14 protein-coding genes are annotated in these 14,826 nt (G+C 53.6%); 10 read left to right on the forward strand and 4 right to left on the reverse strand.

The window, feature by feature from the left end:
- The 10 genes from VGH19_03335 to VGH19_03380 all read left to right on the forward strand — a co-directional run.
- Positions 1-358, forward strand: a 358-nt coding sequence (locus VGH19_03335) for a hypothetical protein (GenBank protein HEY1170381.1), incomplete at its 5' end; no start/stop codon positions are given.
- Positions 359-402: 44 nt separating this feature from the next.
- The gene (locus tag VGH19_03340; GenBank protein HEY1170382.1) at positions 403-1,869 is read left to right on the forward strand and encodes an SIR2 family protein; all 1,467 of its coding nucleotides are present in this window, start codon (positions 403-405) and stop codon (positions 1,867-1,869) included.
- 3 nt (positions 1,870-1,872) lie between these two features.
- The gene (locus VGH19_03345; protein HEY1170383.1) at positions 1,873-2,412 is read left to right on the forward strand and encodes a toll/interleukin-1 receptor domain-containing protein; all 540 of its coding nucleotides are present in this window, start codon (positions 1,873-1,875) and stop codon (positions 2,410-2,412) included.
- A gap of 1,321 nt (positions 2,413-3,733) precedes the next feature.
- A complete protein-coding gene (moeB, locus tag VGH19_03350) occupies positions 3,734-4,882 on the forward strand; it encodes a molybdopterin-synthase adenylyltransferase MoeB (protein ID HEY1170384.1) in 1,149 nt (382 codons plus the stop codon).
- 3 nt (positions 4,883-4,885) lie between these two features.
- On the forward strand, positions 4,886-5,422 hold the full coding sequence (nusB, locus tag VGH19_03355) for a transcription antitermination factor NusB (GenBank protein HEY1170385.1): 537 nt from the start codon (positions 4,886-4,888) through the stop codon (positions 5,420-5,422).
- 3 nt (positions 5,423-5,425) lie between these two features.
- Complete coding sequence (locus VGH19_03360) at positions 5,426-6,286, forward strand: PHP domain-containing protein (protein HEY1170386.1); 861 nt, start codon at positions 5,426-5,428, stop codon at positions 6,284-6,286.
- A gap of 24 nt (positions 6,287-6,310) precedes the next feature.
- Positions 6,311-7,222: a signal recognition particle-docking protein FtsY gene (gene ftsY / locus VGH19_03365; GenBank protein ID HEY1170387.1), complete on the forward strand. Its 912-nt coding sequence runs from the start codon at positions 6,311-6,313 to the stop codon at positions 7,220-7,222.
- A 204-nt stretch (positions 7,223-7,426) separates the two neighbouring features.
- Positions 7,427-8,563 carry a bifunctional diaminohydroxyphosphoribosylaminopyrimidine deaminase/5-amino-6-(5-phosphoribosylamino)uracil reductase RibD gene (gene ribD / locus VGH19_03370; protein ID HEY1170388.1) on the forward strand — a complete coding sequence of 379 codons (1,137 nt, stop codon included), beginning with the start codon at positions 7,427-7,429 and terminating at the stop codon, positions 8,561-8,563.
- Positions 8,564-8,572: 9 nt separating this feature from the next.
- Positions 8,573-9,175, forward strand: coding sequence for a riboflavin synthase (locus VGH19_03375; protein HEY1170389.1), 603 nt, complete (start codon positions 8,573-8,575; stop codon positions 9,173-9,175).
- Between the two features lie 61 nt (positions 9,176-9,236).
- The gene (locus VGH19_03380) at positions 9,237-9,740 is read left to right on the forward strand and encodes a GreA/GreB family elongation factor (protein HEY1170390.1); all 504 of its coding nucleotides are present in this window, start codon (positions 9,237-9,239) and stop codon (positions 9,738-9,740) included.
- Positions 9,741-9,751: 11 nt separating this feature from the next.
- Here the strand turns inward: VGH19_03380 and VGH19_03385 are convergent, their stop codons facing one another.
- Genes VGH19_03385 through VGH19_03400 form a run of 4 tightly spaced genes read right to left on the reverse strand, consistent with a single transcriptional unit; the run spans position 9,752 to position 14,508 of the window.
- Complete coding sequence (locus VGH19_03385; protein HEY1170391.1) at positions 9,752-10,879, reverse strand: DUF4340 domain-containing protein; 1,128 nt, start codon at positions 10,877-10,879, stop codon at positions 9,752-9,754.
- Positions 10,876-12,786, reverse strand: coding sequence for a Gldg family protein (locus VGH19_03390; GenBank protein HEY1170392.1), 1,911 nt, complete (start codon positions 12,784-12,786; stop codon positions 10,876-10,878). Before VGH19_03390 ends, VGH19_03385 begins: the two co-directional genes overlap by 4 nt.
- Positions 12,787-12,796: 10 nt before the next feature.
- Positions 12,797-13,546 (reverse strand): ABC transporter permease, encoded by a 750-nt coding sequence (locus VGH19_03395; GenBank protein HEY1170393.1) that lies wholly within the window; start codon positions 13,544-13,546, stop codon positions 12,797-12,799.
- A complete protein-coding gene (locus VGH19_03400) occupies positions 13,543-14,508 on the reverse strand; it encodes an ATP-binding cassette domain-containing protein (GenBank protein HEY1170394.1) in 966 nt (321 codons plus the stop codon). The genes VGH19_03395 and VGH19_03400 overlap by 4 nt, the downstream gene beginning before the upstream one ends.
- Positions 14,509-14,826: the final 318 nt, after the last annotated feature.

Genomic DNA, 14,826 nt, shown 5'->3' on the forward strand with positions numbered 1-14,826 from the left:
ATTGCAAATCTGCCGCAGGACTTCCAGTTTCGAACGGTGCTGGTTTGAGTGCTTTTTTGTTTTCACCTGCTCCGTGTGGCGCAGTCAAAATCCTCAGACCAGCATTTTCTGCTTCTACTCCTGTGGTTTGCTACTGATTCACAATGTTAAAAACAGCAAAGGATTGACGGGCACCAAAGGTAGAAATCCGTTAGACGATTTCACAATTGAAGTGGAAGACCCGATTTTTGGTGCTTGGGGCACAAAGTACCAGAAGCCATTATCTAGCATTTTCCCAGCATACGATTGGGTATACGACAATGGCAGAAAAAACATGCCATCTTGGATTGAAGAGGCTGCAAAAATTGCCGGCCGTTAGCTGTTTTCCCGAGACAATTGCACTTTTTAACAAGAGCAAACGTTATGTCAGAATTAAAAAAAAGCGTATTTCTCAGAGATTTTTCTAAAGCTGTAATCAACAATGAAGCTGCTTTGTTCATTGGCGCTGGAATGTCAGCGGGTGCTGGATTTGTTGATTGGCGTGGGCTACTTAGGGATATCGCCTCAGATTTGGAACTTCAAGTCGATGATGAGCATGACTTGATTGCTCTCGCACAGTACGAATACAACAGAAATCAGAATCGCGGGCGGCTTAACAATAAAATCATAGAAGAGTTTCGCGATCGGGCCACAGCCTCGGAAAATCATCGTTGGATAGCCAGACTCCCCATCGATACCGTTTGGACGACCAATTATGACAAATTGCTAGAAAACTCGTACGAAAGCGTCTCCAAGGTAGTCGATGTTAAGCACTCTGTTGCAGACCTTCTTCACCGCACACCGTATTCTGATGTTACGATACTCAAAATGCACGGCGACGTGGACCATGCTGACGAGGCAGTATTAATTAAAGATGATTACGAAAGATACGAGACCAAACGAGGGCTGTTCACCAATCGCCTGCAAGGGGATTTGACTTGGAAGCATTTTCTATTTTTAGGATACAGCTTCAATGACCCTAATATTGACTATGTTTTCAGCCGTCTCCGTTGTCTCTTGGAAGCAAATGCAAAAAACCAACCGCCTAGATATTGCATATTAAGAAAACCGCAACCACCCAAAAAAGGGGGTAAAGGTTACGCGAAACTCAAGACTCAGTATGAGAGGGACAAAAACCACTTACCCCATAGAATTACCGATTTGGCTCGTTTTAATATCGATGTTGTCCTGATTGATGACTATGCGGAAATCGGAGAAATTCTAAAGGAACTGGCACTACGAGTTTCCTCTAAAAACATTCTGATATCGGGAAGCGTTGTTGATTACGGAACTATCAGCCGAGATAAATTTGACCAATTCTGCCGGAAGCTTGGATCTCAAATCATAGCAAGGGGTAACAATCTTGTTTCGGGCTTTGGGGTCGGAGTTGCTGATTCTTGCATAGTTGGCGCTCACGAGCAAACGCGAAGGGAGAAAACGGGCCGAGCGGGACAACGTCTATGGCTTCACCCATTTCCTCAAGAATTCAAGAATCAATCCGAGCGCAAACAGTTCTATTCAGAAATACGCAAAGAGTTAGTTCAAGAATCCGGGGTTACAATCTTCATAGCCGGAAACAAGATAGACAGGACTACAAAAAAAATCGTCATTTCAGACGGAGTGCTCGAAGAATTTTCACAAGCAAAGGACAACTCTCACATTCTCATTCCAGTTCCAGCAACAGGCGGAGCATCTTTAAAAATCTGGAACACCATGCGGCCCAATTTAAAAGATTATTTTGGTAAAGCAGATGTTCGAAAAGAGTTCGAAACTTTGGCCAATCCAAAGGAAACAGAAGATAAATGGATAGAGGCAATTTTTTCCATTATCCAAAAAGCGCGGAAGGAGTAGGTCATGGCATTTTTCACAGAAAACGAACTAAGAGGCTATGCAAGAGATCAACGTTTTCGAACGTTTGCCCATGTCAAAGAAGCTCGAGAACAGGCAACAGTCTCAATCTTTCTTTCGCACAGCCATAAGGATAAAGATTTAGTTTTGGGACTCATCGCCTATTTCGAAAAACTCGGAATCAAAATTTACGTAGACTGGAACGACAAGGAAATGCCTCGGGTAACCAACCGAGAGACAGCTGATAAAATCAAACAGAAGATTGCTGAAAACAACGCCTTTATGGTTTTAGCAACGCCGAATGCTATCGAATCAAAATGGGTTCCTTGGGAAGTAGGCATTGCAGATCAAGTTAAAGGCGAGCTGAAAGTAGTGGTAATCCCGGTCGCTGACTCCTCGGGACGATATGTTGGAGCCGAGTACCTCCAACTGTATCAGCGCGTTGAGGAAGCACAGTCGGGAGGATATGGAGTTTTCCGACCTGAAGGAAAAGGACACTTAATGGACTTTTACCTCAAGATGGTCGGCTTCATGGGGTCATCTTGATTCGACAAATATGAGTAAGGGGTGGTGCTCACTCCAAGCCAAGCTTCAAAAATATTCATTCGCAATTTATTGGGGCGCAATTTGTTGCGTTGGGGAGCCGATTTTCGGTGATTTTTTGATGGATAAATTGACGGTGGTTTGATACGGTTTGCAGTGCTGACAACTCGTTGTTGGTAAAGGAAGGGCTGCAAGCCGATTAAAGTGGTTTCGGGTTTCTAGGTTCGAGTTTCGAGTCTGGAAAAATGAGACCCACGAAAGGCTGAAATCCCCGCTGAATGGTTCATTGGAATCGTTTTGGCAATCCTTATGGAATCATCAGGGTCGGGGATTTGGCAACGGCGGAGCGGCAGCTCCGCCCTACCTGGTTTTCGATCTTAGGATATGTGGGTGGATCGGGCGCTGGATCAGGGCTCGTAAGCCGGAGGGGGAACGGGACGTCGGTGGGCGTAGGAGTTTATGTCTCACCGGGGAATCCCTAGGTCGAAGTTCGACTTCCTTATTAATTTAAGGGGAGAACGAAATTCGGCCATGGTACTCACTGCGGAACCGGCCGGGTGCTGATTGGCGTCAAGAGTCTGGCCTCCCTATTAGGAGGGGGCATAGATCAGATACATTCACAGGGGTCGGGTGGTTTCATTGCTCTTTGACATAGTTCCTTTTGAGGAATGCTGAATTAAGAAGGCGGAATGAAGAAATGGGGGCACCCCTCATCCTCAATCCTTCTCCCCTCCGAGAGGAGAAGGAAGATAGGGAGGTGCGCTCGTAAGCTCACCAAGCATTCTTTAGCTGCATTTCTTTGTGGAGTGGCTGGCGAGGGTCGCGAGCCGGGAGGTGTGGACTGGTTGCTAGAGTGCCGCAGGACAGGATGCAATCGAGATGAGGGAGCACTGAACGGATCGGATGGAAGGCCACTTTGAGGGGAATTTACGATTTACGAAGGACGATTTACGAGGTTGTGAATTGTTTCTGGTTTCTGGTTTCTGGTTTTGAGTTTCGGGTCGTATGGTTTTGGAGCCGGCTGGTGCTTAAAGAATAGGACGAATAGGTCTAATGGGGCTGATAGGACTTATGAGGCTACAGAAACATCCAGAGTGGGAGGTTTGGCTTCGCAAGGAAGGGGCGGCCGTCGGTTGCACCGATGGCCACCAGACACTCAGCCCTACCTTTCCACGAGTTTGAGCCTCCTTACGTCGGCTGCTACTGTTTGAGCAAGGAGGAAGGTTAGAGCCTCGTCACCTCGGCGGCTACGATTGGCTGGTTGACCGCTTGCATTATCCGGCCCACGCGGTAGTCTGCGGGAACTTGTTTGATTCATTTGTTTATGGAACTGAGTAACGACGAAATTAAGCGGTATTCCCGGCACTTGATCCTGCCGGAAGTGGGGTTGGCCGGGCAGAAGAAGATCAAGGGCACCAGCGTGTTATGCATCGGTGCGGGTGGTCTCGGCTCGCCGATCGCCATGTATCTGGCGGCAGCGGGCGTGGGCAAGATCGGCCTGGTGGATTTCGATACGGTGGATTTCTCGAATCTCCAGCGGCAGATCATCCACGGAACGGAGGACGTGGGCCGGCATAAGGGGGAATCCGCCCGGGATACGATCCGAAGCATCAATCCGAATGTGGAGGTGGTGCTGCATAGCGTGCGCCTCAGCAGCGAGAACGCGATGGAGATCATCAAGCCGTATGACATCGTGGTGGATGGCACGGATAATTTCCCGACTCGTTACCTGACGAATGACGCGTGTGTGCTGCTCAAGAAGCCGAATGTTTACGGATCGATCTTCCGGTTCGAGGGTCAGGCGAGTGTGTTCGCGCCGCATTTGGGCGGACCGTGCTATCGCTGTCTGTATCCGGAACCGCCGCCGCCGGGCATGGTGCCGAGTTGCGCCGAGGGTGGTGTGCTGGGCGTGCTGCCGGGTATCATCGGTTGCATCCAGACGAACGAGATCTTGAAGCTGGCCTTGGGCAAGGGTAATCCCTTGATCAATCGCTTGCTGCTCTTCAATGCGTTGGACATGAAGTTCAAGGAGTTGAAGTTGCGTCGTGATCCGGCGTGCCCGATCTGCGGTGATAACGCGACGATCAAGGAGTTGATCGATTACGAGGTGTTCTGCGGCATCCCGACGCAGCCGGAGAATCCGTCTGCAAATCCCGATGAGGTGGATGTGCACGAGATGAAGAAGGCGCTGGATAACCCGAGCCTCAACATCAAGGTCATCGATGTGCGGGATGCGGATGAGTACGAGATCGCGCATATCAAGGGCGTGCCCCTGCTGCCGCTGGGCGAGCTGCCACAGCGCTTCACGGAGCTGGACCCGAACCAGCAGTATTACATCCATTGCAAGATGGGCGGTCGCTCGATGAAGGCGTTGAAGTTCCTGCGCGAGCAGGGTTTCAAATATATCAAGAGCGTGAAGGGCGGCATCAACGCGTGGTCGGATGAGATCGATTCCAACGTGGCGAAATATTGATAAATGAGCGAGAAGCAAGATAAGCGGAATCAGAACCTGGGCGTGCGCCGCCGGGCGAGACAGCGCGCGGTGCAGTTCCTGTTCCAGCACGACATGAACCCGCCGGAGAATATGCAGGCGGCACTGGACTTCTTGTTCAGCAGCCAGCATCCGGAAGCGGTGACGGAGGATAAATCCGGTCAGGCGCGTTGGGGCGAGGAACCGGAAACTCCTGTGGCAGCGGGTGATGAAGCGGCGTTGCGCCTCTTCGCGGAACCGTTGATCAAAGGTGTGCTGGAGAATCGCGAGAAGCTGGATGAGGAGATCAAGAAGCACGCGAAGAATTGGGACATTCATCGCATGGCGGTGGTGGACCGGAATATCTTGCGCCTGGCCATTTACGAGATGCGTCACCGAGACGATATTCCTCCGGTAGTCAGCATCAATGAAGCGGTGGAGATCGCGAAGTTGTTCTCCACGGATGATAGCGGCCGTTTCGTGAACGGCATCTTGGACAAGGTGCGTCAGGAGTTGATGCGCCCTGCCCGCACAGTGAAGTAAATCATGTTTGCCGATCTGCATCTCCACACCAGTTTTTCTGACGGAACGTATTCGCCAGAGGAGCTGACCATGGAGGGCAAGCGCTTCAATCTCTCGGTCCTCTCGCTCACGGATCATGACACGATGGAAGGGTGCGAACGCATGGCCGCAGCCTGCTCGAAGCAAGGCATCGAATTCGTGCCGGGCAGCGAACTGACCGCGGAGCAGGATGATTACGAACTGCACTTGCTCGGCTACTACCTGGATACGAGCAACGTGAAGCTCACCACGGCGCTTGCGGCCTTCCAGGCAGCGCGGCAGGAACGCATCCGCGAGATGGTGGAGCGCATCAAGAAATTGGGCATACCCATCGAGCCAGAGGATGTGTTCCGCATAGCGAGTTGCCAATCGCCGGGGCGTCCGCATGTGGGCCGGGTGCTGGTGGAAAAAGGCGTTTGCAAGACGATGGATGAGGCGTTCGAGCGGTTCTTGAAAAAAGGACGTGCGGGTTGGGTGCCGAAATTCCGCATCTCCGCGCCGGACGCAATCAAGCTCATCCACCAATCCGGCGGCGTGGCGGTGATGGCGCATCCGGGATTGAACCGCAGCGATGACATGATCCCCGAGCTTGTCGAAGCAGGCATGGACGGCATCGAGTGTTTTCACACGAAGCATTCCACCGCGGTGAGCCAGCATTACCTGATGATGGCCGAGCAGAAGGATCTGCTGATCACGGGTGGCTCGGATTGTCACGGCATGAACAAAGGCAAACCGCTCATCGGCTCCATCCGCCTGCCCTACAGCAACGTGGTGAAATTGCGCGAGCGCGCGGCCTTGAACAAGGCGCGTTACGGCCAGCCACCGGCGAATCCGTCGGTGAATTAGTGATTTAGCGAAGAGAGATTTTTCATGGGATTTTTTCAACGACTCAAAGAGGGCCTTAAGAAAACCAGCGACAAGCTGGTGCACGAGATCAAGCGCATCGTCACGGGTTCACCAAAGCTGACCGCCAGCACCGTCGAAGAACTGGAAGCCGCCCTGCTCTCCGCCGACTTCGGCGTGCCGATGACGAATCAAATCCTCGCTGCCGTGCGGAAGGCCTACGAATCGCAAGGTGGACAGGGACTCGACGTGAGCAAGATCGCGGCACAAGAGGTCGAGAAATCTCTCGGTGAAGGCCAGCGCGAAATCAAAACGCAAGCGAACGGCGTGACGGTCATCGCCGTCGTAGGCGTGAACGGCACGGGCAAGACGACGACCACCGCGAAACTCGCGAAACGTTTCCATGATGAAGGGCACGCCGTGGTCATGGCCGCGTGCGATACGTTCCGCGCAGCAGCTATCGAACAATTGAAGCTCTGGGGCACGAGACTGAATGCACCGGTGATCGCAGGCGCATACAACGCGGACCCAGCTGCCGTCGCGCACGATGCCGTCGCCGCTGCCACATCGCGCAACGCCAAGTATCTGCTCGTGGACACCGCTGGTCGCCTGCACACGAAGAATAATTTGATGAAGGAACTGCAAAAGGTTCACCGCGTCATCGACAAGCAACTTCCCGGCGCACCCCACGAAGTCCTGCTCGTGCTCGATGCCACCACCGGCATGAACGCGCTGAATCAAGCGAAAGAATTTCACAAGGCTGTGAACCTCACGGGCCTCGTCATCACGAAGCTCGACGGCACCAGCAAGGGCGGCATGGTCGTAGCGATCCAAAAGGAACTCGGCATCCCCGTGAAGTTCATCGGTGTCGGCGAACAGGCGGATGATCTGCAACCGTTCGAGCCGAAGGAATTTGCGAAGGCCTTGTTCGGGGAATAGTGGTTTGCTCCACAAACAATCGTCCGTTAATTTTCTCATATGAAACGGACAACAAGAAGACAAACTAAGTTTCTTGTTACTGCCCCCGAGCAAGCTGACGAAGATATCGCTGATGTCATCACATATCTCTCTTCCAAGCCCTTAGTGGAGCAAGAGATAGCGGCGGGTGAGTTTTCGACTTTGGCTGAGTATAAAAGTAAACTCATGTCCAACAAGAAAACTAAATCGACTGATGGCCGGCACATGCACGAGGCTCTCCGCCTCGCCCGCAAAGCCACCGGGGCCACCTCCCCCAACCCGCTCGTCGGCGCCGTCATCGTGAAGAACGGCAAAGTGATCGGACGCGGCTACCACCATCGTGCCGGTCAACCTCACGCCGAAATCGAAGCCCTGCGCGATGCCGAAAAACACGGCGAATCTACTAAAGACGCCACCATCTACGTCACCCTCGAACCCTGCTGCACCCACGGTCGCACCCCGCCCTGCTCTGATGCGCTGATCAAAGCGGGCATCAAGCATGTCGTTGTCGCCGCCACTGATCCGAACCCTGCACATGCCGGACGCGCCTTCAAACTCCTGCGCGCCGCCGGCATTCAAGTGACTGAAGGCATTCTTGCAAGCGAAGCCACCGAGCTGAATCGCATTTTCAATCATTGGATCATCCATCGCACCCCGCTCATCACGCTGAAAGCCGCGATGACACTCGATGGCAAAACCGCCACCGCAGATGGCGAATCCAAATGGATTACCAGCGAAGCCGCTCGCAATCACGCCATGAAATTGCGTGCGGAACATGATGCCATCCTCGTCGGCGTGAACACGATCATCGCCGATGACCCCAGCCTGACCATCCGTCTCGCCAAAGGCAAAGCACCCGACAAGCTCCACGGCTTCCGTCGCATCATCCTGGATCCTCAAGCCCGCACGCCGCACACCGCGAAAGTCGTCACGGATGGTCAAAAGCACCTGACCACTATCGTCGTCACGAAAGCCGCGCCTGCTAAACGTATTGAAGCCCTCGCGAAACAAGTCCGCGTCATTACCGCCCCCATCACTAAACAAGGTGTAAACCTCCGCTGGCTCTTGAAGAAACTCGGCAAAGAAGAAATCACCTCACTACTCATCGAAGGCGGCGGCGAAACTGTCGCGAAGTTTGCCGAGCAACGTCTCGCCCATCGCATCGCCTTCTTCTACGCACCAAAAATCTTGGGTGGAAAAACTGCACGCAAAGGTGTCGCTGGAGCCGGTGCGACCAACTGGACCGAAGTGTTGAAGCTAAAAAATATTCAGTGGCGAAAATTGTCCCCAGACTTGTTGCTTACCGCCGATGTGGCAGACTGACGCCGTCATATGTTTACCGGCATCGTAGAAGAGACAGGCGTGGTGAAGGCGATCAAGCCCGGTGCGAAATCCATCGCGCTCACCGTTGAGACCCGCGTCTGCGGCAGTGATCTGCAGCTCGGCGACAGCCTTGCTGTAAACGGTTGCTGTCTCACCGCCGTAAAACTTAGCGGCCCGAAAACGCGTCGCCTCGTGCAAATGGACCTCCTGCAAGAAACTTGGACGCGCACGAATCTCCAGCACACAAAAGTCGGTGGCGTTGTAAATCTCGAACGCGCCCTTGCTGCGAATGGCCGTCTCGGCGGCCATTTCGTCAGCGGTCACATCGACGGCCTTGGCACGATCAAGCGCTGGGAAAAGAGCGGTTCAGATTTCGTCATCGAGATCGAAGCGCCACAGGATATCCTTCGCTACATGGTTTTCAAAGGCTCCATCGCCGTCGATGGCATCAGCCTAACCGTCGCTGAAGTGAAGAAAAAGAGCTTCGTCATCTGGATCATCCCGCACACGCACGAGGTCACCGCCTTGCGCGAACGCAAAGTGGGTGATCAAGTCAATCTTGAAGCAGACCTTCTCGCTAAGTACGTCGAGAAATTTACTGTCACCAAATAGTTACATTTCGGGCTTCACCCCATCTTGTTCCCGCTGCGAACCAGATGTATCCTTCTTGCAGATGAGTAAAGCATTCACTCGTGAAGATGACAGCATCGCCGAAGAACCGATCCGGCGACCTGCATCCTCCTTGCCCAATGGCGCCAAGAATTACATCACGCCCAAGGGTGAACAAAACATGCGCGCCGAACTAGCGCGTCTCATCGAAGTTGAGCGCCCGACTGCGGCTTCTCTGCCGGATGAAGAAGAGTCCGCTCGCGAACTCCAACTCCTCGACGCCCGCATCAACCACCTGCAATCGAGCTTGGAAACCGCTGTCGTGATCCAACCTCCCGCTCCCCCTCACGAACAAGTCCTCTTCGGAGCTACCGTCACTGTCCGTGATCAGTTCGGCGAATCCCGCTATCGCATTGTCGGAGTGGATGAAACCGATCTCGATAACGACGAAGTCAGTTGGATGTCCCCTATCGCCAAAGCCCTCTTAAACGCCAAGCTCGGCCAGCGTGTGAAATTCAGCTTCCCTGCCGGTGAAGACATCTTGGAGATCATCGACATCTCCTACTGAGAGATTCTGCCTTACTCAGGCGGCTTTTCCGGTGTCTTCGCGATAAGATCACTCCGCTGCTTAAGCAAGGTATCCACCGTGAACTTGTTCACATAATACGTGTATCCCTCGAACTGCTTCTCCTGCTTCAGTTTCTCAGCAAGCTTGCTCGAACGATCCGTAAATTCCTTGTCCAGCTTCGCCTTATCCTCCGCCTTCTCATCCTTGCCCACCATTCTTTCTTTCGCCAAGTTCGCATTCACCAGCAACTTCATATGATAACCCTCCGGCGACTCAGTCGGCGCCAGCGTCAGCTCATACTTGAAACCTTCAAACGTCTCGATCGTCGCTTTGATCGGATTCTTCAACTCCATATTTTCCGTCAACACATCGCTGAACGCCGCTGATGACAGCAAGTGATTAAACGCTCCCGTTGACGCCACATCCATTTTCTCCGCTTCTTTGATCCCCTCGAGCTTCCACTCACCCGCCTCTGTTTCGCGATAGATGCTCCACGCTGCTGTTCCATTCGTGGAAACACTCACCGTCTTGATCTTCTCGATCTTGAAGAACTCCTTCGCCAGCCACTCGGATGCCTTTGGCGCGATATCATCGAAGCTCTCCGACACCAGCGCGAGCGACTCCAGCTTTCCCGGGATCATCAGATAACGCCCGTCCGCAAAACTTCCGCCACCGAACTGCGCGTTGCCTTCCTTCATATGCTTCTTGCCCAGCAACACCGCTCCGAGCGTCTTGCCACCAGCGCCCTTGAACTCCACCAACGTGCCGGACTTGTCACCCTTGCCTGGCTCCAGCAATTCCAGCCGTCCCAGTTGCGATTCACCCACCGTCGGTTGCTGCACTGGTTTCAGATCCCATACTTTCCTGAGCAAATCACCGATTTCCGTGAAGTTCGCTGGATAATGACCGCGCTCTTTCACCGTCCAGCGCTCCTCTTTCTTGATTAAGGTAAGTGAACCCTCCTTGTCCTTGATCACGATCTCCGTCACATCGTTCAGCGGAAAATCTTTGAAGATGGTTCCGCTCATTGCCTTCTCCGGCGATTTCCACGTCGTCGCATTGCGATTGCTCAATACAAACGCCAACCCGCCGATCACCGCGACCAGCACCACCAATACTATGAATTGTTTCCGGTTCATCTTGCTGCCGTACGTTTCCGTTTGATTAAGAACAATCCGATGCCGAACAGCGCCACCAGCGCAGGCATCCCCGCGATATTTCCGAGCTTCAATTTGAATTGCAGCGCATCGATATCCTTCCGCAACTTCTTCCGCTCTTCCTTGAGTTGCTTGTTCACTTCGGATTCCTTTTTGCGGAATTCTTTGATCTCCTGCTGCTGCTCAGGAGACATGATCAGACGCTGACCTTTCTCCTTCTGCTGCTGCAATTCGCTCAGGCGTTTCTGCGTTTCCGCCAGGCTGCCTTCCAGCTCCTTGATCTTGCTCTGGAAACGCTCGTTCGCATCCGCTTCCATCTTGGTCATCACCGTGAATGGCCGGCTCTGGCTCGCGCGACTCCGCACATGGATCAGGCTGCTGTCCCCAGCGAATTGCTCCACCATGTTCTGGAAGAAACCCAAGTTCCCGCTCACCGGTGTCACGATGCGTTGCCCGAAAAAGTTCTGCACCTGCACGCAGAATTGATCATATAGCCAATCCACATCCGCCACGATGATCACTGCATTGTCCGATTTTCCTTCCTTCAGCGATTCCGCAGACTTGCTCTCAGCTTTCTTCTCAGCATCAGGGCCGGCTTCTGCTGGCGCATCCTTCGGTTTGCCATCCGGGAATGCCGTCTTGAACTTGCCCGTCAATCGCACCGCCAACGGCAATTCTTTTCCGCCCGATTTGAACTCCTTCACGATATTCTCACCAGACATCTGCGCGATGAATCCTTCCACCATCTGCGAATTAGAGGAACTCTTCACCAACACAGTCTGTTGCAGACCCATTGCTGGCGTACCACCGATCGCGCCAGCGAACGGCACCAGCAAGTTATCCACCGAGCTCGTGATCACATCATCCTTGTTCAAGGCTTCCTCCAATAGCGATAACACTGCCGGATTTGTCTGCGGCTGACCACCCCGCCCGCCCAGTTGCGTCGGGTAATTCATATCCGCAATCACTTTGCCGGACTCCATCGTGATGCCCCATGCCGCGAAAAGCTTATCCAGCGAGGAATTCCCCGGCATGCTGCCCATCATCGGATTGCTGCCGCCTTGGCTGTCCATCACCGCATTCGGGTCCACCAGCACGATCAACTTGCCACCGCGCAAAACATATTGGTCGATCTCATATTGCGTCTTGTCCGGCAGATTCTTCGGGTGCAGCACCACCAGCACCTTGAATTTCTTCTCATCGATCTGCTCTACCGATGGCTCCACCTGTTGCACGTTGAAGTCCTGCTTCAACTCACTGATCAGCACCCACGGATCCTGCCCGCGCTGTCCCATCTGCGCCATCATCGGATTCATCGGTATGCCGAATATCGGCAGGCTCGTCATGATGCCAACAGTCGGCTTCTCTTCCGTCAACACTCCGGCGATCGCTCGTGACAGATCATACTCCAAAAGCCTTTCCCGATCCGGCATCAGGAACGGCAACGCCACCTTCTGTCCCACGAACTCGATCGCCAATCCGAGGAACACCTTGTCGCCCGTCTGGAGCATCTGGCCTTCCACCCCATCCAGTACGGCTGAATCTTCCGCATCCGAATCCGGCTTCGGATCCAATTTTTTGACGATAAGTTTCTTGCCCGCCACCTGTTGATATTCTGCCAGCAGATCCTCCACCCGTTGTGCGTAGGCCTTCAGCACCATCGGCATCTCCTTCTCGCCGCGCGTGCAGTAAAAACGGATCTCCACCTGCCCATCGATCTTGCCGAGGATTTCTTTGCTGCCTTGGGACAGCGTATAAAGTTTCTCCTTCGTCAGGTCGATGCGTTGCTTGCCCAATCCCGCGATGTAATTCAGCGCCACCAGGATGACGAACATCGCCGCCACACCGGCCACCGAGAAAAGCATTGTTTCGAGCTTCTTATTTTTCATACGCCTCCTTTTAGCCCGCTCGTTGACTCCGGATGATCACGCCTGTGGTGAACAGCGAGAACCCGATCACCGAGAAGAAGAACAGCACATCCCGTGAATCGATCACGCCCCGTTGCAGGCTTTCGAAATGCGGCATCACACTGAAGGCCGCGACCGTCTCCACCAACCAGTTCGGCGCACCCACGCCGATGAAGAAATTCGTTACCGGCGGCCATCCCGCCAAAATCATGAACAGACAGATCACCACCGACAGGATGAAACTCACCACCTGATTCCGCGTGATCGCCGATGTCATGCACCCCACCGCCAGATAAGCTCCCGCCATCAGCAATCCCCCCAGATAACCGCAGAAGATTACTCCATTATCCGGTGATCCGAGATAATTCACCGTCCACACCACCGGGAATGTCAGCCCCAGCGCCAATCCCAGAAAGGCCCACGATGCGAGGAATTTCCCCACGATCGCCTGCCATGCCGTGATCGGCATCGTCAGCAAAAGCTCAATTGTGCCTAATCGCCGCTCCTCCGCCCACAATCCCATCGCCACCGCTGGTACCAAGATCAGGAAGAACCATGGCAACCACATGAAGAACGAACTCAGCACCGCCTCCCGCCGTTCAAAGAATCCGCCGATCATGAACGTGAAAAATCCTGTCAGCAGAAGGAAGATCACGATGAACACATATGCCACCGGCGAGCTGAAATACGCACTCAACTCCCGCTTAGTGATTGTCCAGATATGTCGCCAGGCCGAATTCATTTCGCACCGCCTTTCACCGTATCCGGCAGCGTGATACTGCGGAACACCTCATCCAATCGTCCTTCCTCCGTATGCAATTCTTCCATCTTCCAATTCTCCTTCACCACCAGCTCAGCCACACTCCGTGCCAGCGCACCATTCGCGCCTCCATCCTTCGCCTGCACGCGCACTTCCACCACCGGACCATCCTCACGCAAGAGCACCGTCTTCCGCGCAATCGGCAATCCCGAAAGCTTCTGCGTCACCACACCGGAAGCAGCTCCCTGCACGCGCAACCTTACCGAACCCGCCACCTCCGATTTCGCCTTAAGTTCCGCTGGAGTTCCATTCGCCACGATCTGCCCGCGATCAATGATCACCGCCCGCGAGCAAACCGCCTCCACTTCCTCAAGGATGTGCGTCGAGAAAATGATCGCCTTCTTCTCACCCATGCGCCGGATCAGATTCCGCACCTCATGCTTCTGATTCGGATCCAAGCCATCCGTGGGTTCATCCAAAATCAAAACGTCCGGATCATGGATGATCGACTGCGCGAAACACGTGCGATGCAAGTAACCCTTGGACAGCGTCTCAATGCTTTGATGCAGCACATTCTCCAGGAAACACATCTCCACCACCCGATGCACCGCCTTCTTCCGCGCGTCCCCGTTGAACCCCCGTATCTCCGCCGCAAAATTCAGGAACCCATACACCGTCATGTCCGTATAGGCCGGCGCATTCTCCGGCAGATACCCGATCAATTTCTTCGCCGGAATGGGATTCTCCACCATGTCAAAGCCGCCCACCGTCACCTTCCCCCCGCTCGGCGGCACGAAGCCCGTCACCATCCGCATCGTCGTGGACTTCCCCGCCCCGTTTGGCCCCAAGAAGCCCAACACCTCGCCGCGCTCCACCGTGAACGAGATTCCGTTCACCGCCCGCTTCGGCCCAAAATTCTTCACTAAATCTTCGACGCGTATCATGTCGTTTACGATTTCCCTATTTAGCTGTCAGCCAGCCTATTGGGCAATAGCTGCCACGCTTTATTACGCTTGCTGAAAAAAGACAATTTACCCGCCCCCATGTTCAAGAAAATTTTTAGAGATGGTGAGTCATAGCGGCTTGCCCCGATTCGGTATCGGGGCCGCTTTGCCCAAACTTTGGCCTTCACCACCGACCTCCCAAATTGAACCGTCCACTCAAAGATACCATTCACCCTGTCATTCACCTGACCATTCCTGACTTTGATGACTCGTGAAGAATGCCCAACATGTTGGGTGAAGGTTCCAAATGCGTTCGCC

This window comes from Verrucomicrobiia bacterium (assembly GCA_036405135.1).
GTDB lineage: Bacteria > Verrucomicrobiota > Verrucomicrobiia > Limisphaerales > JAEYXS01 > JAEYXS01.

Excerpts from the sequence above, each read along its gene's own strand:
- VGH19_03340 (HEY1170382.1), top strand. The coding sequence starts at position 403 with ATGTCAGAATTAAAAAAAAGCGTATTTCTCAGAGATTTTTCTAAAGCT.
- VGH19_03345 (HEY1170383.1), top strand. The coding sequence starts at position 1,873 with ATGGCATTTTTCACAGAAAACGAACTAAGAGGCTATGCAAGAGATCAA.
- moeB (HEY1170384.1), top strand. The coding sequence starts at position 3,734 with ATGGAACTGAGTAACGACGAAATTAAGCGGTATTCCCGGCACTTGATC.
- nusB (HEY1170385.1), top strand. The coding sequence starts at position 4,886 with ATGAGCGAGAAGCAAGATAAGCGGAATCAGAACCTGGGCGTGCGCCGC.
- VGH19_03360 (HEY1170386.1), top strand. The coding sequence starts at position 5,426 with ATGTTTGCCGATCTGCATCTCCACACCAGTTTTTCTGACGGAACGTAT.
- ftsY (HEY1170387.1), top strand. The coding sequence starts at position 6,311 with ATGGGATTTTTTCAACGACTCAAAGAGGGCCTTAAGAAAACCAGCGAC.
- ribD (HEY1170388.1), top strand. The coding sequence starts at position 7,427 with ATGTCCAACAAGAAAACTAAATCGACTGATGGCCGGCACATGCACGAG.
- VGH19_03375 (HEY1170389.1), top strand. The coding sequence starts at position 8,573 with ATGTTTACCGGCATCGTAGAAGAGACAGGCGTGGTGAAGGCGATCAAG.
- VGH19_03380 (HEY1170390.1), top strand. The coding sequence starts at position 9,237 with ATGAGTAAAGCATTCACTCGTGAAGATGACAGCATCGCCGAAGAACCG.
- VGH19_03385 (HEY1170391.1), bottom strand. The coding sequence starts at position 10,879 with ATGAACCGGAAACAATTCATAGTATTGGTGGTGCTGGTCGCGGTGATC.
- VGH19_03390 (HEY1170392.1), bottom strand. The coding sequence starts at position 12,786 with ATGAAAAATAAGAAGCTCGAAACAATGCTTTTCTCGGTGGCCGGTGTG.
- VGH19_03395 (HEY1170393.1), bottom strand. The coding sequence starts at position 13,546 with ATGAATTCGGCCTGGCGACATATCTGGACAATCACTAAGCGGGAGTTG.
- VGH19_03400 (HEY1170394.1), bottom strand. The coding sequence starts at position 14,508 with ATGATACGCGTCGAAGATTTAGTGAAGAATTTTGGGCCGAAGCGGGCG.